This is a genomic window from Pseudoalteromonas sp. BSi20311, assembly GCF_000239875.1.
Taxonomy (GTDB): domain Bacteria; phylum Pseudomonadota; class Gammaproteobacteria; order Enterobacterales; family Alteromonadaceae; genus Pseudoalteromonas.
Genome location: NZ_BADU01000133.1, coordinates 1 through 15,248, shown reverse-complemented (window position 1 = coordinate 15,248; position 15,248 = coordinate 1). Strand labels below are relative to the sequence as shown.

The window sequence follows — 15,248 nt, the reverse complement described above, 5'->3', positions numbered from 1 at the left end:
ATTGCTATTGCAAGTTGTTCAAAAGAAGAAGTTTCAGTGACTTCATCTAAAACACAAAATGCTAAACCTCATCCTATTCTTTTAGAGGTTTATAAGAGTCCTACATGTGGTTGCTGCAAAAAATGGGTTAGCCATATAAATGAGCAAGGGTTCGAATCAAAAGTCCATAATTATCAAAATTTTACAGCGGTTAAAGAAGAGAAAGGAATAGAGCCTCGATACCGTTCTTGTCATACCGCTATATCAAAAGATGGTTATGCATTTGAAGGGCATGTTCCTGCCAAATTTATTCATAAATTTTTAAAAGAAAAACACGCTGACGATGTTATTGGATTATCTGTTCCTGCAATGCCAGCGGGAACTCCCGGTATGGAAGTAGGTGATAAATTTCAACCTTATAAAGTGTTATTACTTAAGAAAGGGGGCGCTTATGAGGTCTATGCTAGCGTTCAATCTTATGAGGAGCAGTTTTAATGAATAAATTTAAAAATATCAGAAGTTTAAGCGTGAAATACTGTGCGGGTATGTTAGCTCTTACAGTGCTAACTGCAAATTCTGCTGATATTCCTACTATTACTTCTAGTTCAGCCTTAACTTTTGAGAAAGCTATCAAGTCTGCGCAGAAGAATGATCCATGGTTAACGGGAAATGTTCATAAGCAAAATGCTATTGAAGCGATGAGTACAGCCGTAGGCACGTTACCAGATCCGAAAGTATCTATAGGGTTAGCCAATTTACCTACAGATGGCTTTGATTTTGGACAAGAGGGAATGACACAAGCGAAAGTTGGCATATCTCAAATGTTTCCTCGTGGGGATACATTGTTGATTAAACGAGAACAACTCAAGATTGAAAGTGAATCATTCCCGTATCAACGAAAAGATCGAGAGTCCAAAGTAGCTGTTACTGTTGGTAGCCTTTGGTTGGATGCATACAGAGTTCAAGAAAGTATTGCTTTAATTGAAAAAAACAGAACACTTTTTGAACAGTTAGCGGATGTTGCTGAAGCAAGTTATTCGTCTACTTTAGGTAAAACAAGGCAGCAAGATATTGTAAGAGCGCAATTGGAGCTTACAAGATTAGAAGATCGTTTAGATGTCTTAGGACAACAACAAAACCGCTTTGAAGGTATGTTGTCTCAATGGTTAACAGAGTTTTCTATAGAGAAAAGTTCTCAAAGTGAAACTTATGTAGACGATGATTTTAACCTTCATAATATCGTTTTGACTAAGCAATTACCTCAAATTGACCTAGTAAATAGCAATATAGTTCTTACAGATAGCTGGTTACGCCCTAGTGAACTGGCAAAGTATATTGCTAACCACCCTTCACTTGTCGCAGTTGAAAAGAAAATTAAATCAACAAAAACTGGAATTAAATTGGCAAAGCAAAAATACAAACCTGAGTGGGGAGTTAATGCTAGTTATGGTTACCGTGATGATGATCCAATGGGAAATAGTCGAGCGGACTTGTTCTCTGTAGGGGTTACTTTTGACTTGCCGCTTTTTACAGATAATAGACAGGACAAAGAAGTTAAGTCAGCTATTTCAAAAACAGAAGCTATAAAAACTGAAAAATTATTATTGATGAGGAAATTGCTCGCATCATACTCCAGTGCAAAAGGGCGCTTACTTCGATTGAAAGATAGACAGAACTTATACAAAGACAAGCTACTGCCTCAAATCCATGATCAAGCTGAAGCTTCGCTAACAGCCTACACCAATGATGATGGTGACTTTGCCGAAGTAGTTCGCTCACGAATCGCTGTATTAAATGCGGAAATAGATGAGTTAACGCTTAATGTCGAAGAGCAGAAATTATTACTAGAACTTAATTACCTTTTTATAGGCAGCATAGATCCTGTCGTTAGTAACAATAATATGAATTTATCAAATAATAGTGGTTTCACTGTTATTTCGGGAGAAGAATAATGAACAACAATATTAAGCCAATAGTAATTGGCATGGTTATCGGTGGCTTTTTAACATTTGGGGTTTATAGTTTTATGGCCCCGACAAATAGTGGGGAAGCAAGCTCTGTTGTAACGGCTGAAAAGAAGCCGCTTTATTGGGTAGCTCCAATGGACGCGAACTACAAAAGAGATAAGCCAGGGAAGTCACCAATGGGTATGGATTTAGTACCTGTTTACGACGATGGTGGTAAAGGACCTGATGAAGGTCCCGGAACAATTCGTATCTCTCCTGATGTTGTAAATAACCTCGGTGTAAGAACAGCAATAGTTAGTTATAAATCATTGCACACTGAAATAAATACAGTCGGTTATGTTGCTTATGATGAAGATAAGTTAGTTCATATCCATCCACGAGTACAAGGATGGATTGAAAAGCTATATGTTAAGGCTATTGGAGATCCTGTTAAGAAGGGGCAACCCCTTTATGAAATTTATTCCCCAGAATTAGTTAATGCCCAAGAAGAATTATTATTGGCATTAGATCGTAAAAATAGCCGATTAATTAGTGCTGCTGAAAATCGATTGTCAGCATTACAACTTCCAAAATCATCAATAGTAAAACTTAAGAAAACAAAGAAAGTACAGCAAACAATTACTTTTTATTCTCCACAAAATGGCGTGGTGGAAAATTTAAAAATACGTGAAGGATTTTTTGTTAAGCCTGGCTCTACTTTAATGTCAATTGGTGATTTATCGGAAGTGTGGGTTGAAGCTGAAGTCTTTGAACGCCAAGCGGGTCAAGTCAAAACAGGCACCCCAGTAACCATGACTCTTGATTACTTACCAGGAAAAACATGGCAAGGAAAAGTTGATTATATTTACCCAACACTAGATGCAAAAACTCGTACTGTGAAAGTACGTCTTCGTTTTAAAAATGAAGAAGGCGAATTCAAACCAAATATGTTTGCTCAAATTGCGATTCACACAACAGGTGACGAACAAGCTTTATTAATCCCTAAAGAAGCACTTATTAGAACAGGAAACCAAGATAGAGTTGTTCTCGCCTTAGGTGAGGGGAGTTTTAAATCGGTTGCAGTATCTGTAGGTCGATACGATAGCGAAAGTGTTGAGATACTTGAAGGGGTGCGTGATGGGGAAAAAGTTGTTAGTTCTGCACAGTTCTTATTAGATTCAGAATCGAGTAAGTCTTCAGACTTCAAGCGAATGAATAGCGATGTTGATGAAGCGGATGCTTCAATGCCTTCTTCTGTTTGGGTTCAAGCTAGTATCGAGAGCATGATGGCAGATCATAAAATGTTAACTTTAGCTCATGAGGCGATACTTGAATGGGAATGGCCAGAAATGACGATGGATTTCATAGCATCGGACAGCGTTGACTTTTCATTACTTAGTGAAGGGATGAGTTTACATGTTGAAGTGACAAAAGAAGATAATGGTGATTATAAAATTAGCAACATCCATGTTCCTGACGACATGAGTGAAAGTGATACAAGCCAAGTAACTGAAGAAGTGGCAGATGACTCGTCAGCGACAGTTACTGGAACAATTAACTCGTTAATGATCGATCATGGAATGGTGAACATTAGTCGAACTGCTATTGAAAAATGGGGACGACCTGCGGCTACTTTAGATTTCATTACAGGGCACAATGTTAGCCTTGAAGGACTTTCTGAGGGGATGGAAGTTAAGTTTACTTTTGAAGTGCGTGGTGAACATTTTGTAATTTTTGAAATTGCCCCACTAGGGCAAGGTGATGAACAGGGTGAAACTTCTAGATTAGAAGCACCTGTTGTTGATCATTCAAACCACTAATATAGGAGTTAGATTATTATGATTGCTTCTATAATACGTTGGTCCGTTGGTAATCGATTTTTTGTATTACTCGCTACCTTTTTACTCGTAGGCATTGGTTTATATTCTGTTAATAAAACGCCTATTGATGCACTGCCTGATTTATCTGATGTGCAAGTAATTATTAAAACAAGTTACCCTGGTCAAGCCCCACAAGTTGTTGAAGACCAGGTTACCTATCCGATGACTACTGCCATGCTGTCAGTTCCTGGCGCAGTGACTGTTCGAGGTTATTCTTTTTTTGGTGACTCTTACGTGTATGTCATCTTTGATGAAGATACAGATTTGTATTGGGCGCGTTCGCGAGTACTTGAATATTTAAGTCAAGTAGCCCCTAGCTTACCCAGCAATGCACGACCGCAATTAGGACCTGATGCTACAGGCGTAGGTTGGGTATATTTATACGCCTTAGTTGATAAAACGGGTCAACAAGACTTAAGTCAATTGCGCAGTTTACAAGATTGGTTTTTAAAATATGAATTGCAAACTGTCCCTGGCGTATCAGAAGTTACTGCACTTGGCGGTATGGTTAAGCAATACCAAGTAAGAATTAATCCTGAAAAATTAAGAGCATTTGGGATCCCTCTTTCACATATTCAAATGGCTATTAAGCAAGGTAACCAAGAGATCGGGGCATCTGTTGTTGAAATGGCAGAAGCCGAGTACATGGTTAGAGCAACTGGTTATCTCAAAAGTGTTGAAGATTTAGAGAATATACCTTTAGGAGTAAATGAAAATGGCACACCTCTATTACTAAAAGATGTTGCAGATATTGGGACTGGCCCACAAATGCGTCGAGGTATCGCTGAGCTTAACGGTGAAGGAGAAACTGTTGGTGGTATCGTTGTTATGCGCTTTGGAGAAAATGCTCAGCAAGTCATTAATGGTGTTAAAGAAAAGCTAGAGCAACTGAAGAAAGGTTTACCTGAAGGGGTTGAAATTGTTCCTGTTTATGATCGCTCTGCATTAATTGAAAGGGCTGTTGATAACTTAGCTTATAAGCTATTAGAAGAATTTGGCGTTGTGGCGCTAGTTTGTATCATTTTCTTATTTCATGTCCGCTCGTCACTAGTCGCCATTGTGAGTTTACCTGTAGGGATATTGACGGCATTTATCGTTATGCATATGCAAGGTCTTAATGCGAATATTATGTCGCTAGGAGGGATTGCAATTGCGATTGGTGCCATGATCGACGGTGCTATTGTAATGATAGAAAATATGCACAAGCACATGGAAAAAACACCGTTAACTAATGAAAACCGCTGGAAAATAGTAGTGGAGTCGGCCAGTGAAGTTGGTCCTGCTCTATTCTTTAGCTTGTTAATTATTACGGTGAGTTTTGTTCCTGTTTTTACCTTGGAAGCTCAAGAAGGGCGAATGTTTGCTCCACTTGCCTTTACTAAAACGTATGCAATGGCAGCATCAGCGGCATTAGCGATTACATTAGTCCCTGTACTGATGGGGTATTTTATAAGGGGTAAGGTTTTACCTGAGCATAAAAACCCGGTGAATCGCTTTTTAACCTTTATCTATATGCCTGCTCTAAAAACGGTATTACGTTTTCCAAAGACAACTTTAGTAGCAGCATTGGCAGTTCTTGCTATTGGTATATATCCACTTGACAAGATTGGTAGTGAATTTATCCCTCCACTTGATGAAGGTGACTTAATGTATATGCCTACAACTTATCCTGGTATTTCGATAGGGCAAGCACGTCAACTGTTACAACAAACGGATAAGCTGATTAAAACAGTTCCAGAAGTTAAAACTGTGTTTGGTAAAGTAGGTAGAGCGGAAACTGCTACTGATCCAGCGCCTTTAACAATGATTGAAACTTTTATTCAATTAAAGCCTCGTTCAGAGTGGCGAGAAGGTGTTACTACTGAGAGTTTGAAAAAAGAGCTAGATGGTTTAGTTAAGCTCCCTGGGGTAACTAATGCGTGGGTGATGCCAATAAAAACACGTATTGATATGTTAGCTACGGGTATTAAGACACCTGTTGGTATTAAAGTCGCAGGACCTGACTTATCGGTAATTCAGGACATCGGTAAACAATTAGAAGTTATTTTGAAAGATGTACCTGGAACAGCATCAGTATATTCAGAGCGTGTAGCTGGTGGGCGTTACGTTAAAGTTGATATACAACGCGCTAAAGCAGCCCGTTATGGTTTAAATATTAGCGAAATTCAGCAGGTTGTTGCTACGGCCATTGGTGGTATGAATGTCACCAAAACTGTTGAAGGCTTAGAGCGCTATCCAGTGAGTTTACGTTACCCACAAGACTATCGTGATTCGCCTGAAACATTATCTTTGCTACCAATAGTGACACCAAATGGGCAAAGGATCTCATTAGGCGATGTTGCGAATGTGCTCGTTGAAGACGGCCCTCCGGGAATAAAGTCAGAAAATGCAAGATTAAATGGTTGGGCATTTGTAGACATTGAAGGTGTGGATGTTGGTAGTTACGTTGTTGATGCACAAAAGGTTGTTGAAGATAAGCTAAAACTTCCTGCTGGCTACTCAATTGCGTGGGCTGGTCAATATGAGTATATGCAACGTGCCAAAGCTAAATTGACTTATGTAGTGCCGTTAACCTTGTTCATTATTATTATTCTACTTTATCTGAACTTCAGAAATGTTATTGAAGTGGCAATGATCATGGGAACTCTACCTTTGGCTATGGTGGGTAGTATTTGGTTGATGTATATCCAAGGCTACAACTTCTCTGTCGCTGTAGGTGTTGGTTTTATCGCGCTAGCGGGGGTTGCTGTTGAGATAGGTGTGATTATGTTGGTTTATTTGAATCAGGCTTATCACGAAATGATTAATGATCATCAGTCAAAGGATATTTCACCAACGAAGGCTGATGTGCTTCAAGCGGTGTTACATGGTGCAGGCTTACGTGTACGTCCGGTCATGATGACCGCAGCAGCTATAATCGTTGGCTTATTGCCAATATTATATGGCACAGGTACTGGTTCTGAAGTGATGAGTCGTATTGCAGCACCTATGGTTGGTGGAATGCTAAGTGCGGTGATTTTAACTTTACTTGTTCTACCTGCATTATTTTATTTGTGGCGTTCGTCATCGATTAAAAATGTTTCGAGCAAGGCATAGAGCATGAAAACGTTGAAGGTTAGCCGGAAACTTCATCGGTGGTTGATGTTGTTTTTAGGCTTGCAGTTTTTGATTTGGTCGATATCAGGTGCCTATATGGTTATTTTTGATATTGACTATATTCATGGTGATAGTTTGGCGGTTAATCACCAAGCTAAAGTTAATGTGGATGAAATTACTTACCCATTATCTGCATTAGCTAAGCAATATCCTGACGCAAAAAACATTGCCGTAGAAGTTTTTATAGACCAAGCCGTTTATCGTTTTACAGAGCATGACGAAAAATATGTTGTAAATGCTAGTAATGGGGAGAAGATTTCTCCCTTAAACAAAGTCGTAGCTATTAGCGCTGCAAAACACTATTATAGTGGTGATGGTGCGGTCCTTGAGTCTGAATTGATTACAGAAAATCCACCGTTTGAATTAAGCCGTCGAGCATTACCTGCTTGGCGGGTTAACTTTGATGATTTTGGCAGTCCGTCGATATATGTTTCAGCTCAAACAGGAAAGCTTGTCAGTAAGCGACATGAATTTTGGCGAATCTTTGATTTGATGTTTAGTTTGCATGTCATGGATTACGAAGAAGAAGATCCAAGTAATAAACTACTTTTTTGGTTCACACTTTTTTCTATTTTTGCGGCAATTACTGGTGGTGTATTGAGTTACTTTGTTATTTTCAAAAACAGAGCAAAAAATACATTAGATAAAAGTATGGGAGTAGCTAGATAATGTTGTTCCTTAAAAAGCTACATAAGTGGCTATCCTTGTTGGTTGGCCTACAACTACTAGTATGGTTAGGAACAGGCTTATATTTTAATTTGATGGATCATCAAAAGGCTTCAGGAAATCAATATAAACAAACTCCCGTTGTTGCCCAAGTTGATATTAATAGGTTAGTTGAACCACAGCTTGTCTTATCTCAATCAAAACAAGTCGTATCGTTAAAACAAATATCACTATTAGAGCACCCTTACTATTTGTTAACTCATAATAAAGGTTTATATAGCCATTTTGACAATGACTACTCTTTGGTTGATGCGTACACCGCTGAGCCAGTCGTTATTGATGAAACTATGGTTAGAAAACTGGCCCAATCTTCCTACAATGGTAAAGGTGTGATTAAAAATGCAGTTAAATTATCACCTCCATATGAAGATATACCTCGTGAGCAAAATGAAGTGTGGCAAGTTAACTATGCTGATTATATTCAAACTAGCGTTTATATTGATGCTGGTTCTGGTCGAATAATTAAACACATTAATGATGATAAACGGTTTGTTGATATTTTCTTTATGCTTCACTTTATGGATTATGGCACTGAAGGAAGCTTCAATAATGTTCAAATCATTTTATTTTCTCTTTTCACGCTTTTCTTTTCCTTAACTGGTTTTATCTGGACTATTGAGCTGCTCTTTAATGGTCAATACAAAGTTCGCTTTGGCAACAAAAGTCGAACTTTGGCGCTATTTGATAAAGATCTGGAGCCTATCGGGGAATTCGATTTAGCTACTAATACCAACTTACTTGACGGTTTAATTGATCATGATATTGCTTTGTCATCAACCTGTGGCGGTACTTGTGGGCAATGTAAAGTACGTCTTGATAGCAGTGTCAAAGTCACTTCAGCAGAGCATGTACTTTTAACAAAGGAACAATTGCAACAAGGTTACAGATTGGCTTGTCAACATGATGCAACAGAAACTAAGAGGTTAACATTAATTGATGTTACTAAAGCCAAAAAATACCTTCTTGAATTAACGCATAGTGAGTTTATTAGTCCCTATATAAAAGAGTTGCGTTTTAAAGTGCTTGGTGGTGAGAGATTAAAATTCAAAGCAGGTGCTCATCTTCGCTTCTATATACCACCAGCTAAAGGAGTATCTATACCAGCGCGTCTTCCTGACGCTTTCAAATACCATTGGCGTGATATTGAGTATTTAGAGTATGAGCATCAAGCTTGTAGTCGAAGCTATTCTCTAGCTAATGGTGATGGGCAGATTGAAGCTGGTACTAACGAGTTAAAGTTTACCGTCAAAATTCAAAATGCTCCAAATAAAAGTATATATCCCGGTGTAGGTTCTAGCTACATATGCAATTTGGGGCTAGGGCAAACAATAGAAGCGGCTGGTCCATTTGAAGATTTTCACGCTAAACCTTCAAGTAATAAAACAATGATGCTTATCGGAGCAGGCTCTGGAATGGCACCATTGAAATCATTGATTGAAGAGCAATTGTGCTTCTACCAAAAAGAAAGAAAGGAAACTAGAGGTATCTATTTTTTCTATGGTGCTAGAACTGAGGAGGACTTGTTATATAAAGATGAGCTTTACAGGCTTTCTAGAAAATATACAAACTTTTTTACTACCCTGTTTTGTCTAGGCCGCATAAGAACTGGTCAGGAGCAAAGGGGTATGTTCAAGATTTACTCACATCAAAAATTAACAAAATTTGTCAAATTGATGGTGTTGAATTTTATCTATGCGGCCCACCGAATATGATGTCAGCAACGATAAATCTTTTGAAAACTAAGAATGTTGATGCAACTAATATTGCATTCGATGAATTTACTTAAATTAAACTTAATCACTAACGTAGGAGAGAACCATGAAAACTAACTTTATTAAAACTGTAGGCAAAATCGCTTTGATATTAGTACCAGCAATTACTTTATCAATGAATGCATCCGCTCATGATCCGAAAATGCATGCAAAAAAAGCAGAAAAAGCTGATTGTAGCAAAATGGATCATAGCAAGATGGATATGAAAGACCCTGTTGCAGTTGCAATGATGAAAAAGTGTATGAAGCAATCAAAATCTTCAATGGAGAAAATGGATCACAGCAAAATGAAAGAAATGGATCACAGCAAAATGAAAGAAATGGATCACAGTAAAATGAAAGGAATGGATCACAGTAAAATGGAAAAAAAGAAAAATAAAAAGGCTAATAGTGATGATCACCAGAACCATTAGTTAAATATTAAAAGTCACTTAATTGAAGCTCGTATTAAGTGACTTTTAAAGTAAGGAATTGTTATGAAAGCTCTTAAAATTTTATTGATATTATTGCTATTGGGAGGAGCTAGTGCAGCCACTGTCATGTATTCAGGGATAGTGAATGTAGCCGCAGATGAACCTCACAGTGATATTGTTTATTGGCTTCTTGAAGAAACTAGGGAGGCATCCATAAAGAAATCGGCTCAACATATCAAAGTACCTGATTTGGAAAGTCCTGAGTTGTTGTTAATGGGAGGAGCAGATTATGAATATATGTGCTCAAGCTGTCATCTAAAACCTGGATTAGAAGAAAGTGATATGAGCATTGGGCTGTATCCTCAACCACCTAATTTAAGTATTTCGCATGAAACTCATCAACACGGTACTGATGAAGAGCTTGCAAGGAAGAATTTTTGGGTGATTAAACATGGCATAAAAGCTTCAGGGATGCCAGCTTGGGGGAAAACTCACAGTGATGAAAGAATATGGGCCATGGTTGCTTTTATTAAACGATTACCGACTTTAACACCCGAGCAATATCAAGTGCTAACGGCAATAGATTAATTATTAAAGATAGGAATAAAAATGAAAATAATTCAAATAATAGTAACAGCGGCTTTGTTAATTTTCTTAACCATGAGCAATGTTACAATAGCTCATGCAAGCGAAAAAAATAATACAAGTAAACGTGGTGAATTGACCGTATTAACAAGTGATGCAGGTAAAGTCGTTATGCAATTTCACCAAGCCATACAGGGTGGCGATAAGAGCAAAGCACGCGGCTTTTTAGCTGATGATGTCATTATATATGAGGGCGGTAGAGTAGAGCGCTCAGCCGATGATTATGCAAACCACCACATGCTGGCTGACATGAAATATTTGGCTCAACTTAAAGTAGAAATACTTGAACATGAAGTCAGGGAGATGGGGGAAATAGCTTACTCAATATCCAAAACAAAGTTAACCGGAGAGTTTCAAGGAAAAGACGTGAAAAGTGAAGGTATGGAAAGTATGATACTTATGAAAAAAAATGGAAAATGGAAAATAGCTCATATCCATTGGTCCCATTAATTTAAACATAATAATTCAGAGGTTAAAAATGAGAAAATTTATTGCAACTTTTATTGCACTTATCATCAGTATATCGGCTGTGGCTCATGATGATAGAGATCATAGTAATAAAGACAAAAAGGCGATTGTTGATGTGATTAAAAGCATCAAGTATGGCTGGGAAAATGGTGATGGATTGCCGTTTCGACGTAACTTTTTAGATTTTGAGGGGGCACGTTATATCGAAGGAGGAGGACAAAATGCAGGGTTAGATTCGCTAGTCGAGCATCACGTAGAGCCTGAAAAGGATGCTTTGGAATACTTAAAATTGAGTTTTAGTGAAATAGAAGTTCACTTTGAGGGCGATGATAAATCTTTTGCGTGGGCAATTGCTGACACACGTATAAAGGGCAAAGTGAATAAAAGTGGCAAAACATTCGACAAAAAAGGATTTCAAACATTCTTATTTCGCAAAATAAATGGTAACTGGAAGGTTGTGCATACCCACTCGTCTAGTAGAGATAATAAGTGATAATTGTTTAAAACTACACGGCATGCTGACTGGCTAGTTTAAGCCTTTAAATGAATGGAATAGGACTTTAAGTGAAAAAAATAGAGAAGAAAAAATACTTAAGTTTTTACGAGTTTAACGTCACTTTAGGTCCTATTGATAATTATCACACCGCTTTTTTTTTGAGTTGAGGTTCGGGTTATGAGAATAGTTTACTTCGGCAATAATATGTTTTCTTCGTGCTTAAAATATTTAATTAAGGACGGCTTTGAAATTGAAAGAGTTTACATTAACTCGCCCGATTTTACGTCTTCGGCTATATCAAAATTGTGCGAAACGCATCAAATTCCCTTGTTCAAAAATAAGCCTATGAGTGAAGAGCTTGAACATTTGATTTCCATGGGTGTAGAAATGTTCATAGTAGCTGAGTATCTACACATATTACCTGAAACCAATGTTAAGTACGCTATTAACATACACCCGTCAATGTTACCAAACGGCAGGGGGCCAACGCCATTACCATATCTATTAAAATATCCTGAACATTCTGGCGTAACAATTCATAAATTAACAAATGTGGTAGATGGTGGAGACGTGATTCTTCAATCAGATGTTCCCATTCAAAAGAATGAATCTATCACGACAGTCATGGTCAAAATGCATATTGAAGCGGTAAATTTATTAAAAACCTTCCTTTCTGATGTCGAATGTCACTATGAAAATGCTAAGCCTCAATCTGAATACTCATATTTTCCACTCATAGACATAACAGAGCGGATGCTGGACTGGAAACAATCAACACAACACATAAGTAGCAAGATTCGCAGTTATGGCTTTATTGGGGTAGTTCTTAAACTTAATAACCGTCTTTGGAATGCCAAACATCTAGAAACTGTAGAATACGGCCATCATTATGACGCAGGAAAAGTTATATATGAAGATGAATATTTACTTGTTATCAGCTCAAGTGATGGGATAGTTTGTGTTCACAAATATTCGTTATCTTTGATTGATTAACGTAATTGTAATTGGATGTAGAGCATGATTATGAAAATGAAACCGTTAAAGAAAGTTGCACTTACCGTTGTGGTTATCTGGACAATTATTGTTACAACGCTAACTGCAAACTTAATCATATCATCAAAAAAAAGTGCGGTTAAAAATGCTAAAGATGATGCTTTTTCTGCAATTGAACACATTGATGCGACCATAAAACTATTAATAAATGACTACCAAATTAACGATATGAGCTTATCAAGACAATTAGATTTAAAAGGACTTGAATCTAATAGTGGCGTCGTATCTATTGAACTTGGTATAGAGAAACCAAAAGTTTCTCTAGTCTTTGTACAAGAAAATTCAAATGTTAGTAACCAAAATACTTTTTTAGATGAATGGCAAAAAAAACTAGTCGGAGTCTTAATCGATAGAAACGAGACAACTTATTTTATTGATGAGAAAGGTCAAAGCTCTTTTTTTAAGAGCTGTAGAGCCAAGAGCTGTAGATCAAGACTGTCAAATTTGCAGGCTAGTAGGACTTGAGAAAAAAGATGGTTACTTCGGAGGTTATTTTGTTTCGGTTAATATGAATCGATATCTTTCAGATGCCTATTTGCACACATGGAGTATGATTAGAAATATCGGAATAATCTGGGTGTTGGGTTTAGCTGCAATCATTTATGGCTATAAAAAAACCAGTAGTGCAGTAAGTAAAAAACTAAGAAATTATGAAGAAAGCGTTTTTAATTTAGTCGATATATTAGAGAAACGAGATAGCTATACCGCTGGTCACACCCGAAGAGTTGCAAAATATGCGATGTTACTTGCTAAAGAGCTAAATGTTTCGAGAATTAAAAAAGAGCTACTTTACAGAGCATCGATGCTACATGACATAGGTAAAATATCTACGCCAGACTCTATTTTATTAAAGCCGGGGAAGTTGAGTGATTTAGAATATAAAATTATTAAAAACCATGTAACAACCAGTTATGAAATTCTCTCTAAAGTATCTATCTATAAAGATTTAGCAGAAATAGTTCGACATCATCATGAATATTATGATGGTTCTGGCTATCCCCAAGGTTTAAAAGGAGGCGAGATTCCCTTCTTATCTCAAATTCTCACGGTTGCTGATGGCTTTGATGCTATGACCACAGACAGAATTTATAAAGGTAGAAAATCAGTACAACAAGCAATTCAAGAAATTTCTAAATTAAGTGGACAACAATTTAACCCTGTAATTGTAAAGTCTGCGATTAACGCATTATCAAACGTTAAAATAGATCGTAAAATATCGCAGTTACCAGAGTCTGATTTGCAGCATGAACGTTTCTCATATTTCTATAAAGATAATGTGACACATGCATACAATCAAAGGTACTTAGAGCTTTTATTGTCAAAACAAAAACAAGAATTAAACAAATATCGACATGTTTTGCTAATTAGAGTGCATAATTTTTCGAAATATAACTCAGAACATAGCTGGAATAAGGGTGATGAGAAGCTTATAGAAATTGTAAATTCTCTTCAAAAATTTGAAGAAAACCACCTTGTATTTAGGCTATTTGGAGATGACTTTATTCTGTTGCTCAAAAGGAAAATTGACTCATCTGAAAGGGAAGAATTATTGAGGAAAGAAGTAAATGGAACATGCTTATATTATTCAACACGTTATATAGATTTACCAGAAAATAAATTGATCGATATGGAAGAGCTGGAAAAAATTATGCACATGCCTGAATAGGTTGTTTTTCTTCAAAATCATTTAAATAAAACAGTTATGAATCTAGCACTAATGGAGTACAACAAATGAAATTTCCTAAATATAAAATATATAACTACATTGGAATTGTCTTCATTCCCTTGTTGCCTTCATGCATAAGTGCAGCAGAGCCAACGGTAGATAATCAATCAAAGAGTTATCAAGATAAAAACTTTACCAGCATTCAAAAGTCTCTTCAGCAAATGAATAAGAACTTACAAACATTGCCAGCACAACAAACTGCTAAATTAAGCGCTACAAATGATCTTGAAACAACTGGAGATAACCAGGTGAAAAATCAAAATGATACCTCTAATAGCCTTAACCAAAAAATGGGGCGAAATAAAATGGGTATGATGACCAAGAAAAAAAACTGTATGGGCAGAATGTGTAAAATGATGATGAAAAACAAATCAATGATGGGGACCAAACCTTTACCAGAAAAACAAGGCTCGTTATCTACCATGACTGATGTTTTACCCGGCTATCAAGATGCACCACACCTATATCACCTTGGTGAAACCGACTTTTTTTTAGATTATGTATCTGAACTTGAACTGACTTCAGGGCAGGTTGAACAATTGTTTAACATAAAGCAGCAATGGGGAATTACTCAACGAGAAAAAGTTACTCTGCGTGAACAACTCGAAAAGCGTTTGTGGAAAGAGACCGCTTCAGGAATGCCTAATTTAAATGAGGTTAGAGATACTCTTTCAGAAATAGCATCTGTCAATTCAACACTACGATTATCATTTATCGAGATGGTCGGTCAATCTGTAGACGTTTTATTGCCGCAACAAGTGGAACTTATTAAAAAAATAAATATATCAAAAGAATTTGATAGTAAGGGATAGGTCTATGATGAATTTCTTTTTTAGTAAAACAGTTATTACTCTATCACTTTGGGTTACCTTATATTTTTATTGCACTGCATCATTTGCTCAGCAAGGGAAAGATGAACATGCGAATCATCACCCAAAGAATTCACAAATCGCATCGGTTTCACCAACTCAAAAAAATATTGTCGTAGC

Annotated in this window: 13 protein-coding genes and 1 pseudogene; all 14 read left to right on the top strand. The window is 37.0% G+C overall.

The window, feature by feature from the left end:
* The coding region (locus tag P20311_RS13790) for a DUF411 domain-containing protein (protein ID WP_202945609.1) at positions 1-474 on the top strand (474 nt) is incomplete at its 5' end.
* Positions 474-1,931, top strand: a complete 1,458-nt coding sequence (locus tag P20311_RS13785; protein WP_008113913.1) for a TolC family protein — start codon at positions 474-476, stop codon at positions 1,929-1,931. The genes P20311_RS13790 and P20311_RS13785, both read left to right, overlap by 1 nt.
* Positions 1,931-3,745, top strand: coding sequence for an efflux RND transporter periplasmic adaptor subunit (locus P20311_RS13780; protein WP_008113911.1), 1,815 nt, complete (start codon positions 1,931-1,933; stop codon positions 3,743-3,745). The genes P20311_RS13785 and P20311_RS13780 overlap by 1 nt, the downstream gene beginning before the upstream one ends.
* Before the next feature lie 18 nt (positions 3,746-3,763).
* Complete coding sequence (locus P20311_RS13775; protein WP_008113909.1) at positions 3,764-6,901, top strand: efflux RND transporter permease subunit; 3,138 nt, start codon at positions 3,764-3,766, stop codon at positions 6,899-6,901.
* A 96-nt stretch (positions 6,902-6,997) separates the two neighbouring features.
* A complete protein-coding gene (locus P20311_RS13770) occupies positions 6,998-7,630 on the top strand; it encodes a hypothetical protein (RefSeq protein ID WP_008113907.1) in 633 nt (210 codons plus the stop codon).
* A pseudogene (locus P20311_RS19540) lies at positions 7,630-9,473 on the top strand (2Fe-2S iron-sulfur cluster-binding protein). Before P20311_RS13770 ends, P20311_RS19540 begins: the two are co-directional and overlap by 1 nt.
* A 32-nt stretch (positions 9,474-9,505) precedes the next feature.
* Entirely contained in the window at positions 9,506-9,871 is a 366-nt protein-coding gene (locus tag P20311_RS13760; RefSeq protein WP_008113902.1) for a hypothetical protein, read from the top strand.
* A gap of 63 nt (positions 9,872-9,934) precedes the next feature.
* Positions 9,935-10,459, top strand: a complete 525-nt coding sequence (locus P20311_RS13755; RefSeq protein ID WP_008113900.1) for a cytochrome c — start codon at positions 9,935-9,937, stop codon at positions 10,457-10,459.
* Between the two features lie 21 nt (positions 10,460-10,480).
* Positions 10,481-10,966 (top strand): DUF4440 domain-containing protein, encoded by a 486-nt coding sequence (locus P20311_RS13750; RefSeq protein WP_008113898.1) that lies wholly within the window; start codon positions 10,481-10,483, stop codon positions 10,964-10,966.
* 28 nt (positions 10,967-10,994) lie between these two features.
* On the top strand, positions 10,995-11,477 hold the full coding sequence (locus tag P20311_RS13745) for a nuclear transport factor 2 family protein (RefSeq protein WP_008113896.1): 483 nt from the start codon (positions 10,995-10,997) through the stop codon (positions 11,475-11,477).
* 180 nt (positions 11,478-11,657) lie between these two features.
* Complete coding sequence (locus P20311_RS13740; RefSeq protein ID WP_008113894.1) at positions 11,658-12,473, top strand: methionyl-tRNA formyltransferase; 816 nt, start codon at positions 11,658-11,660, stop codon at positions 12,471-12,473.
* 30 nt (positions 12,474-12,503) lie between these two features.
* Complete coding sequence (locus P20311_RS13735; protein WP_138922263.1) at positions 12,504-12,998, top strand: hypothetical protein; 495 nt, start codon at positions 12,504-12,506, stop codon at positions 12,996-12,998.
* The gene (locus P20311_RS13730; RefSeq protein ID WP_036985212.1) at positions 12,910-14,199 is read left to right on the top strand and encodes an HD domain-containing phosphohydrolase; all 1,290 of its coding nucleotides are present in this window, start codon (positions 12,910-12,912) and stop codon (positions 14,197-14,199) included. Before P20311_RS13735 ends, P20311_RS13730 begins: the two co-directional genes overlap by 89 nt.
* 65 nt (positions 14,200-14,264) lie before the next feature.
* Positions 14,265-15,071 (top strand): hypothetical protein, encoded by an 807-nt coding sequence (locus P20311_RS13725; RefSeq protein WP_008113889.1) that lies wholly within the window; start codon positions 14,265-14,267, stop codon positions 15,069-15,071.
* Positions 15,072-15,248 lie beyond the last annotated feature (177 nt).

Coding starts and splice junctions, on each gene's coding strand:
- P20311_RS13785 (WP_008113913.1), top strand. CDS start 474: ATGAATAAATTTAAAAATATCAGAAGTTTAAGCGTGAAATACTGTGCG.
- P20311_RS13780 (WP_008113911.1), top strand. CDS start 1,931: ATGAACAACAATATTAAGCCAATAGTAATTGGCATGGTTATCGGTGGC.
- P20311_RS13775 (WP_008113909.1), top strand. CDS start 3,764: ATGATTGCTTCTATAATACGTTGGTCCGTTGGTAATCGATTTTTTGTA.
- P20311_RS13770 (WP_008113907.1), top strand. CDS start 6,998: ATGGTTATTTTTGATATTGACTATATTCATGGTGATAGTTTGGCGGTT.
- P20311_RS13760 (WP_008113902.1), top strand. CDS start 9,506: ATGAAAACTAACTTTATTAAAACTGTAGGCAAAATCGCTTTGATATTA.
- P20311_RS13755 (WP_008113900.1), top strand. CDS start 9,935: ATGAAAGCTCTTAAAATTTTATTGATATTATTGCTATTGGGAGGAGCT.
- P20311_RS13750 (WP_008113898.1), top strand. CDS start 10,481: ATGAAAATAATTCAAATAATAGTAACAGCGGCTTTGTTAATTTTCTTA.
- P20311_RS13745 (WP_008113896.1), top strand. CDS start 10,995: ATGAGAAAATTTATTGCAACTTTTATTGCACTTATCATCAGTATATCG.
- P20311_RS13740 (WP_008113894.1), top strand. CDS start 11,658: ATGAGAATAGTTTACTTCGGCAATAATATGTTTTCTTCGTGCTTAAAA.
- P20311_RS13735 (WP_138922263.1), top strand. CDS start 12,504: ATGAAAATGAAACCGTTAAAGAAAGTTGCACTTACCGTTGTGGTTATC.
- P20311_RS13730 (WP_036985212.1), top strand. CDS start 12,910: ATGAGAAAGGTCAAAGCTCTTTTTTTAAGAGCTGTAGAGCCAAGAGCT.
- P20311_RS13725 (WP_008113889.1), top strand. CDS start 14,265: ATGAAATTTCCTAAATATAAAATATATAACTACATTGGAATTGTCTTC.